We start from the raw sequence: 16,980 nt of genomic DNA on the forward strand, positions 1-16,980 counted from the left end.
TCCGCACGACATCACCGCCCCCGCAGCCACGCGAGCGCGTCGTCCACGGCCGCGACGACCGGCGCGCCACCGGCGGGCAGCGGCGGCCGGTCGACCACGATCACCGGCACCCCCAGCTCGCGGGCGGCGATCAGCTTACCCTCGGTGTCCGGCCCGCCGCTGTCCTTGGTGACGAGCACCTCGATCCGGTGCGCGCGCAGCAGCGCGATCTCGTCATCGACGGCGAAAGGCCCACGGGCGAGCAGAATCTCGCGCGAAGCGGGCAGCGGCGGGTCCGGCGGATCGATGGCCCGGATCAGGAACCAGGCGTCCGCGACGCCGGCGAAGGCGGAGACGCCCTGCCTGCCGATGGTCAGGAAGACGCGGCCGCGCAGCCCGGCGGCGGCGGCCGGCAGCGACGGCACGCGGGTCCACGAATCACCTTGCGCGGCAACCCAGCCCGGGCGCCGCAGGTGCAGCAGCGGAACCCCGGCGGCAGCGGCCGCCGCGGCGGCGTGCGAACTCATGACCGCGGCGAAGGGGTGCGTGGCATCGACGAGCACGTCGATCGCATTGTCCCGCAACCACTCCCGCAACCCCTCGACCCCGCCGAACCCCCCGACCCGCACCTCCCCCTCCGGCAGTACGGGCGCACGAACGCGGCCGGCGAGCGAGGACACGATATCGAGTCCGCGCTCGCCGGCCGCGAGACGGGCGAGGCTCCGCGCTTCGGCGGTGCCGCCCAGGATCAGAACCCGGGTCAGGGCTGGCCGCTGAAGTAGGCGGCGCCCGCGTTCAGCAGGGACGGGCCGCCGGCCACGAGCAGGCCGATGACGCCGCCGATCACGGCGCCCGGGATGATGGTGACGATGCCGACCAGGCCGAGCAGCGCGCCGATCACGGCGCCGACGGCGGCACCGAGCGAGGCGCGCTGCAGCTCGGCGAAGAACCAGTCCTGCGAGGAGATGTCCTTGATGCCGCCGACCGATCCCGCGACCGGGGTCAGGGTGAGGGCGGTGCCGTCCGCGCTGACGGCGGCGCCGATCGCGACATCCTTGTCCTGCGCCTTGCCGCTGAGCGGGATGGTGGTGACGACCTCGCCCGCCGCGTTGGTCAGGGTGACCGCGCCCTTGTCGGCGTCCAGGCTGAACGCGCCGCCGGTGACCGTGGTGACGATCGACTTGCCCGCGTCCGCGAGCGCGACGGCGTAGTCGACGCCCCTGTCCTGGCCCTGCACCGAGGGCGAGGTGGCCTGCTGCTGCTCGGCCGGCGCGGCGGGGACCGGGGCGGCGTAGCCGGTGCCGGAGGCGATGCCGGTGGCGGCGGCGGCCAGCAGCGCGGTAGCGGCGAACTTGCTGTACTTCATCTGTCTCCCCATCAGGAAAATCCGGTTTCCGGGTGACCGGAACTCGGGGCCGACCCTACCCCGTCGCGCTCCCCGATTTCAGGGTCCCGCTGGTGATTCGCGGGTTTTCCGCGCCGCCCAGTGCGTCACCGGCAACTGTGGCGACCACGTGGTGAACCCGCCCAGCGGCTTCCCGCGATACACCTGGTAGCGGCGCAGCGTGCCACCGTACCGGTGGGAGTTCTCCAGGAGCAGGGCCTCGGATTCCGCCGTCACCGCCGCCGCGACCAGGCGGCCGCCGGGCGGCAGCGCGGCCCAGCACGCCTCCAGCAATCCGGGTTGGGTGATTCCGCCGCCGATGAAAACGGCGTCGGGGGTCCCGTCCCACGGCTGGAAATCGGGGGCGGCGCCGCGCACGGCGATGCCGGGGACGCCGAGTGCGCGGGCATTGGCGGTGATCCGGGCGCGGCGGTCGGCGTGCTGCTCGAAGGTGACCGCGCGGCAGCTGGGGTGGGTGCGGCACCACTCGATGGCGATGGTGCCGGAGCCGCCGCCGACGTCCCAGAGCAGCTCGCCGGGGGCCGGGGCGAGCGCGGCCAGGGTGAGCGCGCGGAGCTCGGCCTTGGTGAACTGGCCGTCGCCGCCGAAGACGGCGTCCGGGAGGCCGGGGGTCCTGGTCAGGCGGGGCTGGTCGCCGTCGGCGACGGCCTCGATCGCGACGATATTGAGCGGGTCGCAGGCCGGGTGCGGCCAGGCGGCGGCGGTGCCGGTGCGCCGGTGCTCCGCGGGGCCGCCGAGCTGCTCGAGCACGGTCAGCGTGGAGCCGCCGAAGCCGTTGTCGCGCAGTAGGTTCGCGAGTGCGTCCGGCGTGCCGCCGTCGGCGCTGAGCACGAGGATCCGGCGGCGGTCGGTGAGCTCGGGCAGCACCGTCTGCACGGGCCGCCCGACCGCGCTCACCACCGGAACGTCCTGCGCGGGCCAGCCGAGCCGGGCACACGCGAGCGCCACCGACGAGGGCTGCGGCCGCACCCGCAGCGCCTCCGGGCCGAAGAGCCCCGCGAGCGTGCTCCCGATCCCGAAGAACATGGGGTCACCGCTCGCCAGCACCCCGATCCGCGCCCCGGCGTGCTCGGCGAGCAGCCCGGGCAGGGCGGGCAGCAGCGGCGAGGGCCAGGCGATCCGCCGCGCCCGCACCTCGTCGGCGGGCACCAGCTCGAGCTGCCGGGCCGAGCCGAACAGCACCGCGCACGCCGCGAGTTCGGCGCGCACGCCGGGCCCGATCCCGGCCCACCCGTCCGCCCCGATCCCGGCGACCAGGATGGGCGCGCCGCGCCAGGCCGGGGCGCTCATGCCGCGCCCGCCGCCGCTGCGCGGCTCACCGCGGCATCCGCCGCCACACCGCCTGCGGCAGCTGCCTCATGACGGCGATCATCGGCCGCAGCACCCACGGCACCCAGACCCGCCCCCTTCCCTTCCGCAGCGCGCGCACGACGGCCGCCGCGACCTGGTCGGGCGTGCTGGAGAACGGCGCGGGGCGCATCCCCTCGGTCATCCGGCCGATCACGAACCCGGGCCGCACCAGCAGCAGCCGCACGCCGGTGCCGTGCAGCGCGTCGGCGAGCCCGGAGGCGAAACCGTCCAGCCCGGCCTTGGCCGAGCCGTAGACGTAGTTCGCGCGCCGCACCCGCGCCCCGGCGATCGAGGAGAAGACCACGAGCTCCCCCGCCCCCTGCGCGCGCATGAGGTTCGCCAGCGTGGTGAGCACCGAGACCTGCGCGACGAAGTCGGTGTGCACGACGGCGACCGCGTGCGCCGCCTCCCGCTCGGCGCGGGGCTGATCGCCGAGGACGCCGAAGGCGAGCACCGCGGTGCCGATCGGCCCGTGCTCGGCGGCGGCCTTCTCCAGCAGCGGCTGGTGGCTCGCGATGTCGTCGGCGTCGAACTCGATCGGGTGCACGGCGGTCGCGCCCGCCGCGGTCACCCGCTCGGCCTCGGCGGCCAGCTCGGTGCTGCGCCGGGCGGCGAGCAGCACGGTGCGGCCGGGCGCGAGCCGCTCCGCGACCTCGAGCCCGATCTCGCTGCGTCCCCCGAGCACCAGCACGGTTCCTTCTCCCATGCGGCCCATCCTGTCAGGCACCGGGCGCGGCGCCGGAGCGCGCCCCGGCTACCGTCGTGCCATGACGACCGGCATCACGCAGCTCTCCCCCGCCGCCAGCGAATTCGTCACCGAGCGGCACCTGGCCACGCTCACCACGCTCCGCGCCGACGGCACCCCGCAGGTGACCGCGGTCGGCTTCACCTGGGATCCGGAGGCCGGGCTGGTGCGGGTGATCACCGACGGCGGCTCGGTGAAGGCGCGCAATGCGCGCCGCTCCGGCTACGCCGCGGTGAGCCAGGTCGAGGGCCCGCGCTGGCTCACCCTGGAGGGGCCCGCCGAGGTGCTGGACGATCCGGCGAGCGTCGCCGAGGCCGAGCGGCGCTACGCCGTCCGCTACCGGGTCCCCCGGGAGAACCCGACCCGCGTCGTCCTGGTCATCCGGGTAGCGCGAGTGCTGTCGAGCCGCACCCTGCGCGAGTAGACCGCTCAGAGCACGGTGAGCCCGTGCGGCTGCTGGTTCACCGCTTCGCACCCGTCCGCGGTCACCACGACGATGTCCTCGATCCGCGCACCCCACTCGCCGGGGAAGTAGATCCCCGGCTCCACACTGAACGCCATTCCGGCCCGCAGTTCCAGCTCGTTTCCGGCCACGATGTAGGGCTCCTCGTGCACCGAGAGCCCGATCCCGTGCCCGGTGCGGTGCACGAACGCCTCCCCGAAGCCGGCCTCGGTGAGCGGGTTCCGCGCGGCGGCGTCCACCGATTCGGCGGTCACCCCCGGCCGCACCGCGGCCACCGCCGCCGCCTGCGCGGCTTCCAGCGCGGCGATCCGCTCGGCGACCTCGGCCCGCGGCTCGCCGAGCACGTAGGTGCGGGTGCTGTCGGAGTAGTAGCCGGGCTCCACCGGGCCGCCGATATCGATCACCACCACGTCGCCGCGCTGGATCACCCGGTTCGAGACCTCGTGGTGCGGATCGGCCCCGTGCGGCCCGCTGCCCACGATGATGAAGGCCGCCTCGGTGTGCCCCTCCTCCTGGATGGCCCGGTCGATATCCGCGGCGACCTGCGCCTCGGTCCGCCCGGCCATGAGGAAGTCGCCCATTCGGGCGTGCACCCGGTCGATGGCGGCGCCGGCCCGGCGCAGCGCCTCGATCTCCGCCTCGTCCTTGATCATGCGCAGCTCGCGCAGCACCGGGGTGGCCGAGACCGGCAGCCCGGAGAACGACTCGGCGAGCGGGATCAGGTGCAGCGCGGGCATGGCGTCGGCCACCGCGACCCGCGATCCGGCGTGCAGCGCGGAGCGGACCAGCTTATAGGGGTCGGTGCCGTCCACCCAGTCGAGCACGCGCAGCCCGAGGTCGGACACCGCGGAGCCGTGCAGCGAGGCCAGCTCCAGCTTCGGCACCACGACCGAGGGGGTGGCGCCGTCGGCATTGATCACCAGGCAGGTGAGCCGCTCGAAGGACTGCGCCGCCGACCCGAGCAGGTAGCGCAGGTCCGGACCCGGGGTGACCAGCAGGGCGTCCAGGTGCGCGGCGCGCATGGCCGCGACCGCCCGCTCCAGCCGGTCACCGTAGACCTCCGCCGCGAACCGCGTGTCCTCGCTCATGGGACGACCGTACCCGGCCCGCGCCCGCCCCGCGTGCAACGCCCGGAACGCCCACCCGCGCCCGCGACGCGCGCACCGCCCGCCGCCGGACCGGGCGCGCGTCGCACACCGGGTGTCGGAGCCGCCCGGTACCCTTCGGCGCGTGAGCGATCCCGACCGGCCCCTGCTGCTGCTCGACGGCGCGAGCCTGTGGTTCCGCGCGTTCCACGCCATCCCGGACAAGCTGACCGCGCCGGACGGCCGCTCGGTGAACGCGGTGCGCGGCTTCACCGACATGGTGGCCTCGCTGATCACCAAGCACACCCCGCGCCGGCTGGTCGTCGCGCTGGATTTGGATTGGCGCCCGGCCTACCGGGTCGAGCTGGTGCCGAGTTACAAGGCGCACCGGCTGGATACCGCGGCCGCCCCCGGCACCGAGGCGGTGCCGGACCGGCTGACCCCGCAGGTGGCGATGATCCTCGAGGTACTCGCCGCGGCCGGCATCGCCACCGGCGGCGCCGAGGGCCTGGAGGCCGACGACGTGCTCGGCACGCTCGCCGACCGCGAGCGCACCGACCCGGTGGTGGTGGTGAGCGGCGACCGCGACCTGCTGCAGCTGGTGCGGGACGAGCCGGAGCCGCGGGTCCGGGTGCTCTACGCCGGGCGCGGGCTGGCCAAGGCGGAGCTCTTCGGGCCCGCCGAGGTGGCGGCGAGGTACGGGGTGCCGGTGCCGAACGCGGGCCCGGCCTACGCGGATATGGCGACGCTGCGCGGCGACGCCTCGGACGGGCTGCCCGGCGTCGCCGGGATCGGCGACAAGTCGGCGGCCACGCTCATCCAGCGCTTCGGCTCGCTGGAGGCGCTGCGCGCCGCCGTCGAGGATCCGGCGGCCGATCTGGCCGCCGGCGTCCGCGCGAAACTCCGCGCAGCCGCCGACTACCTCACCGCCGCGGCCCCGGTGGTGCGCGTCGTGCGCGACGCCGACGTCGCGCTCTCCAAGGACGACGCCCTCCCCGCCGAGCCGGCGGATCCGGAGCGGCTGCGCGAGCTCGCCGCCACGTACAACGCCGAGAGCCCGATCGACCGGCTGATCAAAGCACTCGCCGCCGCGCACGCCGGCTGAGCCGGGCGGGCGCCCGCGCCGCGGCGTCGCTGCGCCGAGGCCAGGGCCGGGCACGGTCGACGGCGCTCGAGCTGCTACCGGACGGCGCGCCCGCGCCACGACTCCGGACATCAGAAACCGGGCGACGCCCCTCGTCGGCGCCGCCCGGAACCACCCGGACACCCGGCGGAACCCGCCGGGACCGGTCTCAGCTGGGGCGACCGACCTCGTAGGTCCCGTCGTCCCTGGTGATCTTGACCTGGACCGTCTTCTGCTCACCGCTCACATCGACGGTGCAGGAGAAGGTGGCGTCCACCTCGACCTTCTGCCCGGAGGGGCAGGAGACCGAGCCGACGTCGGAGATCCCGTAGGAATCGCCGAGCACCTTCTTGACGCCGTCCTGCACGGCCGCCTGGTCCAGCTTGTCGGTCGCGGTGACGGCGAGCACCAGCGCGGCGATCAGCCCGACGACGACGAGCCCGCCGAGGATCAGCCCGATCAGCAGCCCCTTGCCCTTGCCGCCCTGCTGCGGCTGCTGGGGCTGCCCCCACTGCTGCTGCGGCTGGCCCCACTGCTGCTGGGGCTGCTGCGGCTGCGGTTGCTGCCCCCACTGCGGCTGCGACTGCTGGGGCTGCTGGCCCCACTGCGGCTGGGACTGCTGCGGCTGCTGCCCCCACTGCGGCTGCGACTGCCCCCACTGCTGCTGCGGTTGCTGCGACTGGTCACCCCCGCCCCACTGCTGGGTCGGCTGGGCCTGCGAGGGAGGCTGACCGGTCCACTGCTGCGTCGGCTGCGCGCCGCTCACCGGCTGCTGTCCACCCCACTGCTGGGTGGGATCGTTGCGTCCCTGGTCGGGGCCGCTCGGTCCGTACGGGCCGCTCATCGGTTTGCCTCCACTCGCATCGTTGTACACACGGTAGCCCCCCGTGCGCGACCCGTCGCGTGGCGACGGCTGCGTACACGGTCGGTACGCGAGGAAATCAAATCACACACGGTTCGGTCACGCGGCGTCCACGGCGACGACACCCCGCCGGATGGCCCGCACCGCCTTGGCCGCGGTCGCCGCCACCTCGACATCGTCGGCGGTGCTGTGGATCTGGTCCAGCAGATCGATGACCTGCCTGCACCAGCGCACGAAATCACCGGCCGAGAGCGGCGAGCTCTGCTCGCCACCGGCCAGCAACGCGTCGGCCAGCCCGTCGCCGCGCGCCCACAGGTAGACGGTGCCGACGAAGCCGGGGTCCGGCTCCCTGGTCGGGGTGAGCCGGTGCGCCGCCTCGTCGGCGCGCAGCTCGGACCAGACCGCGAGCGTGGCGTTCAGCGCCCGCCGGATGGGCTGCGTGGGGCCGCTCGCCCCGATCACCCCGACCTCCTGGCGCGATTCGTACACCAGCGCGGAGACCACCGCGGCCAGCTCGGCCGGGCCGAGCCCGCGCCAGCTGCCCTGCCGCAGGCACTCCGAGACCAGCAGATCGCTCTCGGTGTAGATCCGGGCCAGCCGCCTGCCGTCCGCGGTGACCTCGCCGTCGGCGACGTACCCGCGTTCGGCCAGCAAACCGACGATCCGGTCGAAGGTGCGGGCCAGCGAGTTGGTGGTGGCGGCGACCTTCTGCCGCATGGACTCGGTCTCCCGCTCCAGCCGGCTGTACCGCTCCCCCACCCGGCACAGCTGCTCGCGGTCCGGGCGGTGGTGGGCCGGGTGCGCGCGCAGCGTGCGGCGCAGGGTGGCGAGCTCGCGGTCGTCGGCGGCGTCGGCCCGGTTGCCGTTGCGCCTGCCCCGGCCGGGCGCGGCGATGCCGGTGCTGCGCAGCGCCGAGGCCAGGTCGCGGCGGGTCCGCGCGGTGCGGTGGTCGACCCGGCGCGGCAGCCGCATGTGGCCGAGCGCCTCGGCCGGAACCGGGAAGTCGGCGACCGAGACCCGGCCCGCCCACTTGTCCTCGGTGAGCACCAGCGGGCGCGGGTCGCCGGGGGTGGCGTCCGGCTCCAGGATCACCGCGAGCCCGGCCCTGCGCCCGGTGGGAATCGCCACCACGTCGCCCCGGCGCAGCGCGACCAGCGCCTCCGCGGCGGCGCCGCGGCGATCGGCCCTGCGCTGCTGGTTGAGCTGCCGCTCGCGCTGCGCGATCCGCTCGCGCAGCTCGATGTACTCCAGCATGCCGCCGCCCGCGCCGCCGAGCTGCTCGCGCAGCTTGGCGAGCTGCCCTCGATTGCGCTCGATGCCGCGGACCAGCCCGACCACCGAGCGGTCGGCCTGGAACTGCGCGAACGAGCGCTCCAGCAGCTCCCGCGATTCGGCCGCGCCCATCCGGTCGATGAGGTTGATCGACATGTTGTAGCCGGGGCGGAAGGAGCTGCGCAGCGGGTAGGTGCGGGTGGAGGCGAGCCCGGCCACCGCGCTGGCGTCGACCTGCGGCTGCCAGAGCACGACCGCGTGCCCCTCGACGTCGATGCCGCGCCGCCCGGCCCGGCCGGTGAGCTGGGTGTACTCGCCGGGGGTCAGCTCGGCGTGCGCCTCGCCGTTGAACTTGACCAGCCGCTCCAGCACCACGGTGCGGGCGGGCATGTTGATGCCGAGCGCCAGCGTCTCGGTGGCGAAGACCGCGCGGACCAGGCCGCGCACGAAGAGCTCCTCCACGGTGTGCCGGAAGGCGGGCAGCATGCCGGCGTGGTGCGCGGCGAGCCCGCGGTGCAGCGCCTCGCGCCACTCCCAGTAGCCGAGCACCTCCAGGTCGCCGCGGGGCAGGTCGCCGGTGTGCCGCTCGATGATCCGGTCGACCTCCTCGAGCTCGTCCGGGCGGCCGAGGTCGAGGCGGGAGCGCACGCACTGCGCCAGCGCGCCGTCGCAGCCGGCCCGGCTGAAGATGAAGGTGATCGCCGGGAGCAGCCCCTCCTCGTCCAGCTGGGCCAGCACCTCGGGGCGGGGCAGCGGGCGGAAGTCGCGGCGCGGCCCGCCGCCGCGGCCGCGCGGGGAGCCCCAGTTGTTCATCCGGTCCGCGCTCTCCCGCTGCCGGATGTAGCGCACCAGATCCTCGTCCACGATGATCTTCTGCTCGCTGGACGAGGTGTCGAAGAGGTCGAAGAGCCTGCGCCCGACCATGACGTGCTGCCAGAGCGGCACCGGCCGGTTCTCGTCGACGACCACGGCGGTGTCGCCGCGCACCGTCTCCATCCAGGCGCCGAACTCCTCGGCGTTGCTCACCGTCGCCGAGAGGCTGACCAGCCTGACCTCGGCGGGCAGGTGCAGGATGACCTCCTCCCACACCGCGCCGCGGAAGCGGTCGGCCAGGTAGTGCACTTCGTCCATGACGACGTAGGAGAGGCCGCGGAGCGCGTCCGAGGAGGCGTAGAGCATGTTCCGCAGCACCTCGGTGGTCATCACCACCACCGGGGCGCCCGGGTTCACCGACTGGTCGCCGGTGAGCAGCCCGACGCTCTCCCGCCCGTGCCGCTCGACCAGGTCGGCGAACTTCTGGTTGGAGAGCGCCTTGATCGGCGTGGTGTAGAAGCACTTGCCGCCGGAGGCGAGCGCGAGGTGGACGGCGAACTCGCCGACCACGGTCTTGCCCGCGCCGGTGGGCGCGCAGACCAGCACGCCGTGCCCCGCCTCCAGGGCGGCGCAGGCATCCCGCTGGAAGGGGTCGAGCGCGAAGGAGAGGTGAGCGGCGAAGCGTGCCAATTCGCCCGTCAGCGACCGGTCGTGTGTCACTCCTCAGAGCGTATCGGAGTAGTCCGACACCGAGCGCGGAGTTTTTGCCGGCTGCGCGATGGGGCCCGCCACGTCCACGCCGGACGGCCCGTCGATGGCCGAGGCCTCCTCGTCGTCGAGCCCGGCCAGCCCGGCGTCGGACTCGCGGCGGGCCCGGCGGCCGTCGTTGAAGCGGGAGAGCTGCACCGCGACCTCGAAGAGCACCGTCAGCGCGAGCGCCAGCGCGAGCATGGAGAACGGGTCCTGCGGGGTGACGATGGCGGCGAAGACGAAGAGCGCGAAGACGATGCCGCGGCGCCAGGCCTTGAGCTTGACGTAGCTGAGCACGCCGACCAGGTTCAGCCCGAGGATCAGCAGCGGGAACTCGAAGCTCACCCCGAAGATGACGAGCAGCTGGATGATGAAGCCGAAGTACTGCGAGCCGCTCAGCGCGGTGATCTGCACATTGTCGCCGATGGTGAGCAGGAAGCTCAGGGCGTGCGCGACGATCACGTAGGCCAGCACCGCGCCCGCGGCGAAGAGCACGCTGCCGGTCACTACGAAGCCGACCGCGTAGCGCCGCTCCTTGGCGTAGAGCCCGGGGGTGATGAAGGCCCAGATCTGGTAGAGCCAGAGCGGCGCGGAGAGCACGATGCCCGCGGTCATGCCGACCTTGAGCCGCAGCATGAACTGCTCGAACGGCCCGGTGGCGAGCAGCCGGCAGGCGCCGTCGGTGGTCAGCGCGGCGCGCGCCTCCGGCGGCAGCGAGCAGTAGGGGCCGCGCAGCAGCTCGCCCAGGCTCTCCAGCCCGAAGACGGAGTGCGAATACCACAGGAAGCCGATGACGGTGCCGAGCGCGATGGCCGCGATCGCCTTGAGCATGCGGCTGCGCAGTTCGTGGAGGTGCTCGACCAACGACATGGTGCCGTCGGGGTTCGTCCGGCGTCGGCTGCGCCGCGGATCGAACGGGATTCGCATGATCGGTGAGGCCCCTGGCTGACCGCGCGGCGCGGCACCTGCCGGCTGCGTCGTGGATGCGGAGTGGTGCGGCGGCGCGTGCCCCCGCTCAGAGCGACTTGGACTGCGTCTTCGGCTCGGCGCTCGGCGCGGGCTGCGGCGCCGCGGCGGGCAGCTGCTGGGCCGGCTCGGCGGCCTGCTGCGGCGCGGCCTGCTGGTTCCCGCTCTCGTTCTGCATCTGGCTGACCTCGCTCTTGAAGATGCGCAGCGAGCGGCCCAGGCCGCGCGCGGCATCGGGCAGCCGCTTCGCGCCGAAGAACATCACGAAGAGCGCGGCGATGATCAGCCAGTGCCAAATGCTCAGACTGCCCATTGTTCTACCTCCCGAAGCTGTGGTAGGTCCGATGCTACCGGACCCGGATAACGGTGACCGCGTGTTGCGGCCACCAAATGAAGGCGACCGCCCTCAGATGTCGGAGCCGGCCAGCCCGGCCTCGGCGTACGCGGCGAGCGCGGCGGTGGAGCGCTCGCGCACGGCGGCCACCAGCTGCGGCGGGCCGAGCGCGGTGACCCCGGCCCCGAAGCCGAGCAGCAGCCGCGCCATCCAGTCCAGGGTGGCGAAGCGCATGGTGGCCTCCAGCCCGCCGTCGGCGTTCGAGCGCACCCGGTGCATGGGGTACTGGTCGAGCACCCAGGCGTGGTCGGCGCGGATGAGCAGCCGGGCCAGCGGCACCGAGGGGTCGTCCTGGAAGAGGTCGAGCCCGGCGGCCCGGTCGGTGGCGTCGCGCGGCGGCGCCGCGGGTTCGTCCAGCTCGGTGGCGCCCTCGATGCGGTCGAAGCGGAACAGCCGCACCCCCTCGGCCTGCCTGCACCACGCCTGCAGGTAGCTGTTGTCGTCCACCAGCACGATCCGGATCGGGTCGACCACCCGCTCGGCGACCTCGTCCCGGCTCGCCGAGTAGTAAACGAGCCGCAGCGCGCGGCCGTCGGCGAGCGCCGCGCGCACGGTGGCGACCTCCGGCGGCTCCACCGGCGGCTCGGCGCCGGGCAGCACCGAGGGCGCGGGCGCGGCGCCGGTGATGGCCGCCTCCAGCTTGGCGATGGCGGCGTAGGCGGCGCTCGGGTCGACCATGCCCGGCATGTCCACGATCGAGCGCAGCGCCACCAGCAGCGCGGTGGCCTCGGTGGAGGTGAGCCGGAGCGGGCGGTCCATGCCCGCGGAGAAGGTGACCTCGATACTCTCCTCGGAGAAGGAGAGGTCGATCAGGTCGCCGGGGCCGTAGCCGGGCAGCCCGCACATCCAGAGCTGGTTCAGGTCGCTCATCAGCTGCTTGGTGGTGACGCCGAGGTCGGCGGCGGCCTCGGCCGCGCTGATCCCCGGGTTGGCGATCAGGTACGGCACCATGTTCAGCAGCCGGGCGAGCCGCACGGAGAGCCTGCTGGTCACAGCGGTACCTCGGTGCGGTCGAGGACCGAGCGGAGCCGGGCCACCACATCGGTGCGCAGCTCCTCCGGGTCGAGCACCAGCGCGTCCGCGCCGAGCCCGGTGATCAGCCTGGCCAGCCAGCCCAGCGAGCGCACCGGCAGCTCCACCACCTCGCCCGAACGGCCCGCGAGCACCTTGGTGCCGGTCACGGTGCCACGCCTGCGCAGCTCCCGGCCGCGGCCAGCGGCCACCCACACCGTCGCGGTGCCGACCACCGGGGCATCCTCGGTGACCCGGCCGACCACCTCGCGCAGGTCGACCCCGTCCGGTTTGCGCACGGTGTTCTCCGCGCCGTACGCGGTGATGTCGTCGCCGATCCGGGAGAGCCGGAAGGTGCGCACGGCGTCCCGGTCGCGGTCGTGCCCGACCAGGTACCAGCGGCCCCGGTGCGTGACGACGCCCCACGGCTCGACATCGCGCATGAGGTAGGGGGCGTTGATCTGCGTCCGGTGCTCGAACCGCACCGCGCGCCCCGCGTCCACCGCGGCGAGCAGCTTGTTCAGCACCGGCTCGGAGCCGCGGGTGCGGGCGGGGACGGCGGGCACCGAGGCGATGGCGGCGTCGGTCTCCACGTGCACGCCGGCCGCGCGCAGCTTGAGCAGCGCGCCCTCGGCCGCGGCGGCCAGCTCCGGCGACTCCCACATCTGCACGGCGACCGCGACGGCCGCCGCCTCCTCACTGGTGAGGTCGATCTCCGGGAGCTCGTAGGCGTCGCGGTTGATCCGGTACCCCTCCACCGAGGTGAACCGGCCGACCGGCCCGACCTCCAGCGGGATGCCGAGATCGCGCAGCTCGTTCTTGTCCCGCTCGAACATCCGGCTGAACGCTTCGTCGCTGGCCGAGTCCTCGTACCCGGCGACGCTGGTCCTGATCCGCTCGGCGGTGAGGAACTGCCTGGTCGACAGCAGCGCGATGACCAGATTCATCAGCCGTTCGACCTTGGATATCGCCACCCGATAGAGGGTAATGGACGCCCGTCACATGGATGCGATGAGCCGATCCACGCGCTCGTCCACCGAGCGGAACGGATCCTTGCACAGCACGGTGCGCTGGGCCTGGTCGTTCAGCTTGAGGTGCACCCAGTCGACGGTGAAGTCGCGCCCGGCCTCCTGGGCGGCGGTGATGAAATCGCCGCGCAGCTTGGCCCTGGTGGTCTGCGGCGGGGTGTCCACCGCGGCGTCCACCGCCTCGTCCTCGGTGACCCGCTTCGCCAGCCCCTTGCGCTGCAGCAGGTCGAAGACGCCGCGGCCGCGCTTGATGTCGTGGTAGGCGAGGTCGAGCTGGGCGATCTTGGGGTCGGAGAGCTCCATGCTGTAGCGGTCCTGGTAGCGCTGGAAGAGCTTGCGCTTGATCACCCAGTCGATCTCGGTGTCGACCTTGGCGAAATCCTGCGCCTCCACCGCGTCCAGGGTGCGGCCCCAGAGGTCGACGACCTGGTCGACCTGCGGATCGCGGTCGCGGTTGCGCAGGTGCTCGACGGCGCGGGCGTAGTACTCGCGCTGGATGTCGAGCGCGCTGGCCTGCCTGCCGCCCGCCAGCCGCACCGGGCGGCGGCCGGTCAGATCGTGGCTGACCTCCCGGATGGCGCGAATCGGATTGTCCAGGGCGAAGTCACGGAAGGAGACGCCGGCCTCGATCATCTCCAGCACCAGCGAGGCGGTGCCGACCTTGAGCATGGTGGTGGTCTCGGCCATGTTGGAGTCGCCCACGATGACATGCAGCCGGCGGTACTTCTCCGCGTCGGCGTGCGGCTCGTCGCGGGTGTTGATGATCGGGCGCGAGCGGGTGGTCGCCGAGGAGACGCCCTCCCAGATGTGCTCGGCGCGCTGCGACAGGCAGAAGGTGGCCGCCTTCGGCGTCTGCAGCACCTTGCCCGCGCCGCAGATCAGCTGGCGGGTGACCAGGAACGGCAGCAGCACGTCGGAGATCCGGGAGAACTCGCCGGCCCGCACCACGAGGAAGTTCTCGTGACAGCCGTAGGAGTTGCCTGCCGAGTCGGTGTTGTTCTTGAACAGGTAGATGTCACCGCCGATGCCCTCCTCGGCGAGGCGCTGCTCGGCGTCGATGAGCAGGTCCTCCAGAACGCGCTCACCGGCCCGGTCGTGCGTCACCAGCTGGGCGAGGCTGTCGCACTCGGCGGTCGCGTACTCCGGGTGCGACCCGACGTCGAGATACAGCCGGGCGCCGTTGCGGAGGAACACATTGGAACTCCGGCCCCAGGAAACCACCCGGCGGAACAGGTACCGGGCCACCTCGTCGGGGGACAGCCGACGGTGACCGTGGAAGGTGCACGTGACACCGAACTCGGTCTCGATCCCCATGATTCGTCGCTGCACCCCATCGACATTACAGCTCTTTGTGCCGGTGGCGGGGGTGTCGCGAGAAGCCCGTTGCCTACGTTCTCGCAACGATGCCCCGGCTGGGGCGGGGAAAGAACGCCCCGTAGCGCCGTCGACACGAAAAATTTCCGGTGCGGAAACGGTCGCGGAGCGGCCGCCCGGCGGCTCCCGCTACCGCGGCCCCGGCGGGCCCGCTCGGCTCGGCGCCGGCCGCGGAGGGCGTACACGGCCGCCCGCTCCGCGCTCGATTTAACGCGGCCCGGCCGACCACCCGGGCCGGACGAACCGGGCCGACCACCCCGGCCGATTCTCCGGGCCAGGCGAACCAAGCCTGCCACTCCGGCCGATTTTCCGGGCCAGGCCAACCAGGCCGACAATCCGAGCCGGACGAGCCGGCGTGGGGACGCACCCGGGGTGCGTCCCCGCGCGGTCAGGACGGCGAGCCGTTGCCCTCGGCGGGCTTCTCGTCGCCCCCGGGAGCGGATTCCGCGGTGGCGGAGAGCAGTTCCTGGAGCGCCGCGTCGGCGATCCGGCGGAAGGTGCGGCGCGGCCGCGCCTGCTCCAGGCTGGCGACCTCGAGCGAGCTGACGCCGAGCACCCGCTTCTCCTTGTCGGCGCCCTCCGGCTGCCCGGCCTGCAGCGCGTTCACCGCGATCCGGACCGCGGCGGCCAGGTCGAGCCCGGCCCGGTACGACTCCTTGAGCGCGCCGACGATCGGCTCGGTGGTGCCGCCCATGACGACGAACTCGCGCTCGTCGACGATCGACCCGTCGAAGGTGACCCGGTAGAGCACCGACTGCGGGTGCTGCTCCGGGTAGCCGACCTCGGCCACGCAGAGCTCGACCTCGTACGGCTTGAGCTGGTCGGTGAAGATGGTGCCGAGCGCCTGGGCGTAGGCGTTGGCCAGGGCCCGGCCGGTGACGTCGCGCCGGTCGTACTGGTATCCGCGGACGTCGGCCTGCAGGATGCCCGCGCGCCGCAGGTTCTCGAACTCGTTGTACCGCCCGACGGCCGCGAAGCCGATCCGGTCGTACAGCTCGCTGACCTTGTGCAGCGTGGCGGAGGGGTTCTCCGCGACGAAGAGCACGCCCTTGTCGTAGACCAGCACGATGACGCTGCGCCCGCGGGCGATGCCCTTGCGCGCCAGCTCGGTCTTGTCCCGGACGATCTGTTCGGCGGAGGCGTAGTACGGCAGGGTCATGCCCCGGAGCTCCCTTCCCCGGCACCGCGGCCGGCCCCGTCCTCGATCGCGGCCCGCCCGGCGACCGACTCGGCGGCCTCCCTGGCGGCGACGATCTCCCTGGTGATCTCGGCCAGCCGTTCCTCGGTCACCTCGACGGCGCCCTCGGCGTCGATCACGACCGCGGTCGGGAAGATCCCGCGGATGAGATCGGGGCCGCCGGTGGCGGTGTCGTCGTCGGCGGCGTCGAAGAGCGCCTCCACCGCGATGCGCAGCGCCCGCGCCTGGTCGATGCCCTTGGCGTACAGCTTCTTCAGCGACGACTTGGCGAAGGTGGAGCCGGAGCCGACGGCGGCGTAGCCGAAGCGCTCGTCGCTGCGCCCGCCGACCACGTCGTAGGAGACGATGCGGCCGGCCCGGTCGGCGTCGGTGGCGTACTCGTCGAAGCCGACCAGCATCGGCACCACCGCGAGCCCCTGCATGGCGGCGGGCAGATTCTCCCGCACCATCTTGGAGAGCTTGTTGGCCTTGCCGTCGAAGGTGAGCGAGACGCCCTCGAGCTTCTCGTAGTGCTCCAGCTCGACGGCGAAGATGCGCACCATCTCGACCGCGAGCCCCGCGGTGCCCGCGATGCCGGCCGCGGAGAACGAGTCGGTGATGTGCACCTTCTCGATATCCCGGCTGGCCAGCAGGTTGCCCATGGTGGCCCGGCGGTCGCCCGCGATGAGCACGCCGCCGCGGAAGCTGACCGCGACGATGGTGGTGCCGTGCGGGGCGAGCTCCGACGCGCCGGTGCCACCGGCATGGCCGGTGGCACCGGTGGACGCGGTGAAGCCGTTGCCGGGCAGCAGCTCCGGTGCGGTCGCGCGCAGATGGTCGGTGAACGACGAGGTCACGTATCCGAGCCGGAGCCGTGACGGATCACCTGCGGTCACTGGCCACCTTTCTGCACGTAGGCGCGGACGAAGTCCTCGGCGTTCTCCTCGAGCACGTCGTCGATCTCGTCCAGCAGGTCGTCGGTCTCCTCCGCGAGCTTCTCGCGACGCTCCTGGCCCGCGGCGTCGACGCCGTCCGGGCCCTCGTCCTCGCCGCCGCCCCCGGCGCGCTTGGTCTGCTCTTGTGCCATGGCAGCCGACCTCCCTCTTCCTCGTCACGGCCGAAGCCGCCTCCGCACTGTGCGTGCGCGTGTCTCAACACTACCCAGCCCCGCCGACAGCAGGGA

General features: G+C 73.3%; 17 protein-coding genes. 2 read left to right on the forward strand and 15 right to left on the reverse strand.

Annotated features, from left to right (window positions below; genetic code table 11):
* Positions 1-11: 11 nt before the first annotated feature.
* The 4 genes from AB0H71_RS21145 to AB0H71_RS21160 all read right to left on the reverse strand — a co-directional run bounded on the left by AB0H71_RS21145 (position 12) and on the right by AB0H71_RS21160 (position 3,449).
* Positions 12-743, reverse strand: a complete 732-nt coding sequence (locus tag AB0H71_RS21145) for a cobalt-precorrin-6A reductase (protein ID WP_357024496.1) — start codon at positions 741-743, stop codon at positions 12-14.
* Complete coding sequence (locus AB0H71_RS21150) at positions 740-1,345, reverse strand: hypothetical protein (protein WP_357023426.1); 606 nt, start codon at positions 1,343-1,345, stop codon at positions 740-742. The genes AB0H71_RS21145 and AB0H71_RS21150 overlap by 4 nt, the downstream gene beginning before the upstream one ends.
* 78 nt (positions 1,346-1,423) lie before the next feature.
* Positions 1,424-2,674: a precorrin-6y C5,15-methyltransferase (decarboxylating) subunit CbiE gene (gene cbiE / locus AB0H71_RS21155; protein ID WP_357023428.1), complete on the reverse strand. Its 1,251-nt coding sequence runs from the start codon at positions 2,672-2,674 to the stop codon at positions 1,424-1,426.
* 25 nt (positions 2,675-2,699) lie between these two features.
* Entirely contained in the window at positions 2,700-3,449 is a 750-nt protein-coding gene (locus tag AB0H71_RS21160; protein WP_357023430.1) for an SDR family NAD(P)-dependent oxidoreductase, read from the reverse strand.
* 52 nt (positions 3,450-3,501) lie between these two features.
* On the opposite strand from AB0H71_RS21160, the gene AB0H71_RS21165 reads away from it, so the two are divergent.
* The gene (locus AB0H71_RS21165) at positions 3,502-3,903 is read left to right on the forward strand and encodes a PPOX class F420-dependent oxidoreductase (protein ID WP_357023433.1); all 402 of its coding nucleotides are present in this window, start codon (positions 3,502-3,504) and stop codon (positions 3,901-3,903) included.
* Positions 3,904-3,908: 5 nt separating this feature from the next.
* Here the strand turns inward: AB0H71_RS21165 and AB0H71_RS21170 are convergent, their stop codons facing one another.
* Positions 3,909-5,030, reverse strand: coding sequence for a Xaa-Pro peptidase family protein (locus AB0H71_RS21170; RefSeq protein WP_357023436.1), 1,122 nt, complete (start codon positions 5,028-5,030; stop codon positions 3,909-3,911).
* 142 nt (positions 5,031-5,172) lie between these two features.
* Here AB0H71_RS21170 and AB0H71_RS21175 point away from each other — a divergent pair, with 142 nt between their 5' ends.
* Positions 5,173-6,132 (forward strand): 5'-3' exonuclease, encoded by a 960-nt coding sequence (locus AB0H71_RS21175; protein WP_357023439.1) that lies wholly within the window; start codon positions 5,173-5,175, stop codon positions 6,130-6,132.
* Between the two features lie 187 nt (positions 6,133-6,319).
* Here AB0H71_RS21175 and AB0H71_RS21180 read toward each other — a convergent pair whose 3' ends face one another.
* From AB0H71_RS21180 to AB0H71_RS21225, 10 genes are all read right to left on the reverse strand, one after another.
* Positions 6,320-6,994 (reverse strand): DUF4333 domain-containing protein, encoded by a 675-nt coding sequence (locus tag AB0H71_RS21180; RefSeq protein WP_357023442.1) that lies wholly within the window; start codon positions 6,992-6,994, stop codon positions 6,320-6,322.
* Between the two features lie 117 nt (positions 6,995-7,111).
* Complete coding sequence (locus AB0H71_RS21185) at positions 7,112-9,817, reverse strand: RNA helicase (RefSeq protein ID WP_357023445.1); 2,706 nt, start codon at positions 9,815-9,817, stop codon at positions 7,112-7,114.
* A gap of 3 nt (positions 9,818-9,820) precedes the next feature.
* Entirely contained in the window at positions 9,821-10,774 is a 954-nt protein-coding gene (gene tatC, locus AB0H71_RS21190) for a twin-arginine translocase subunit TatC (protein WP_357023448.1), read from the reverse strand.
* Between the two features lie 88 nt (positions 10,775-10,862).
* Complete coding sequence (tatA, locus tag AB0H71_RS21195) at positions 10,863-11,126, reverse strand: Sec-independent protein translocase subunit TatA (protein WP_357023451.1); 264 nt, start codon at positions 11,124-11,126, stop codon at positions 10,863-10,865.
* Between the two features lie 93 nt (positions 11,127-11,219).
* Positions 11,220-12,200, reverse strand: a complete 981-nt coding sequence (locus AB0H71_RS21200) for a YafY family protein (RefSeq protein WP_357023454.1) — start codon at positions 12,198-12,200, stop codon at positions 11,220-11,222.
* Entirely contained in the window at positions 12,197-13,192 is a 996-nt protein-coding gene (locus AB0H71_RS21205; protein WP_357023457.1) for a YafY family protein, read from the reverse strand. The genes AB0H71_RS21200 and AB0H71_RS21205 overlap by 4 nt, the downstream gene beginning before the upstream one ends.
* 24 nt (positions 13,193-13,216) lie before the next feature.
* Complete coding sequence (pafA, locus tag AB0H71_RS21210; RefSeq protein WP_357023460.1) at positions 13,217-14,575, reverse strand: Pup--protein ligase; 1,359 nt, start codon at positions 14,573-14,575, stop codon at positions 13,217-13,219.
* Between the two features lie 433 nt (positions 14,576-15,008).
* Positions 15,009-15,779, reverse strand: coding sequence for a proteasome subunit alpha (prcA, locus tag AB0H71_RS21215; RefSeq protein WP_357023463.1), 771 nt, complete (start codon positions 15,777-15,779; stop codon positions 15,009-15,011).
* Positions 15,776-16,693, reverse strand: a complete 918-nt coding sequence (gene prcB, locus AB0H71_RS21220; protein ID WP_357023466.1) for a proteasome subunit beta — start codon at positions 16,691-16,693, stop codon at positions 15,776-15,778. The genes prcA and prcB overlap by 4 nt, the downstream gene beginning before the upstream one ends.
* Positions 16,690-16,884 (reverse strand): ubiquitin-like protein Pup, encoded by a 195-nt coding sequence (locus AB0H71_RS21225; RefSeq protein WP_067659108.1) that lies wholly within the window; start codon positions 16,882-16,884, stop codon positions 16,690-16,692. Before AB0H71_RS21225 ends, prcB begins: the two co-directional genes overlap by 4 nt.
* Between the last annotated feature and the right edge of the window lie 96 nt (positions 16,885-16,980).

Source organism: Nocardia sp. NPDC050697 (assembly GCF_040654395.1).
In the GTDB taxonomy this organism is placed as follows: Bacteria; Actinomycetota; Actinomycetes; order Mycobacteriales; family Mycobacteriaceae; genus Nocardia.

What these genes read in the sequence shown, in the direction of transcription:
- AB0H71_RS21150 (WP_357023426.1), bottom strand. Translation starts at nt 1,345, where the DNA reads ATGAAGTACAGCAAGTTCGCCGCTACCGCGCTGCTGGCCGCCGCCGCC.
- cbiE (WP_357023428.1), bottom strand. Translation starts at nt 2,674, where the DNA reads ATGAGCGCCCCGGCCTGGCGCGGCGCGCCCATCCTGGTCGCCGGGATC.
- AB0H71_RS21160 (WP_357023430.1), bottom strand. Translation starts at nt 3,449, where the DNA reads ATGGGCCGCATGGGAGAAGGAACCGTGCTGGTGCTCGGGGGACGCAGC.
- AB0H71_RS21165 (WP_357023433.1), top strand. Translation starts at nt 3,502, where the DNA reads ATGACGACCGGCATCACGCAGCTCTCCCCCGCCGCCAGCGAATTCGTC.
- AB0H71_RS21170 (WP_357023436.1), bottom strand. Translation starts at nt 5,030, where the DNA reads ATGAGCGAGGACACGCGGTTCGCGGCGGAGGTCTACGGTGACCGGCTG.
- AB0H71_RS21180 (WP_357023442.1), bottom strand. Translation starts at nt 6,994, where the DNA reads ATGAGCGGCCCGTACGGACCGAGCGGCCCCGACCAGGGACGCAACGAT.
- tatC (WP_357023448.1), bottom strand. Translation starts at nt 10,774, where the DNA reads ATGCGAATCCCGTTCGATCCGCGGCGCAGCCGACGCCGGACGAACCCC.
- tatA (WP_357023451.1), bottom strand. Translation starts at nt 11,126, where the DNA reads ATGGGCAGTCTGAGCATTTGGCACTGGCTGATCATCGCCGCGCTCTTC.
- prcA (WP_357023463.1), bottom strand. Translation starts at nt 15,779, where the DNA reads ATGACCCTGCCGTACTACGCCTCCGCCGAACAGATCGTCCGGGACAAG.
- AB0H71_RS21225 (WP_067659108.1), bottom strand. Translation starts at nt 16,884, where the DNA reads ATGGCACAAGAGCAGACCAAGCGCGCCGGGGGCGGCGGCGAGGACGAG.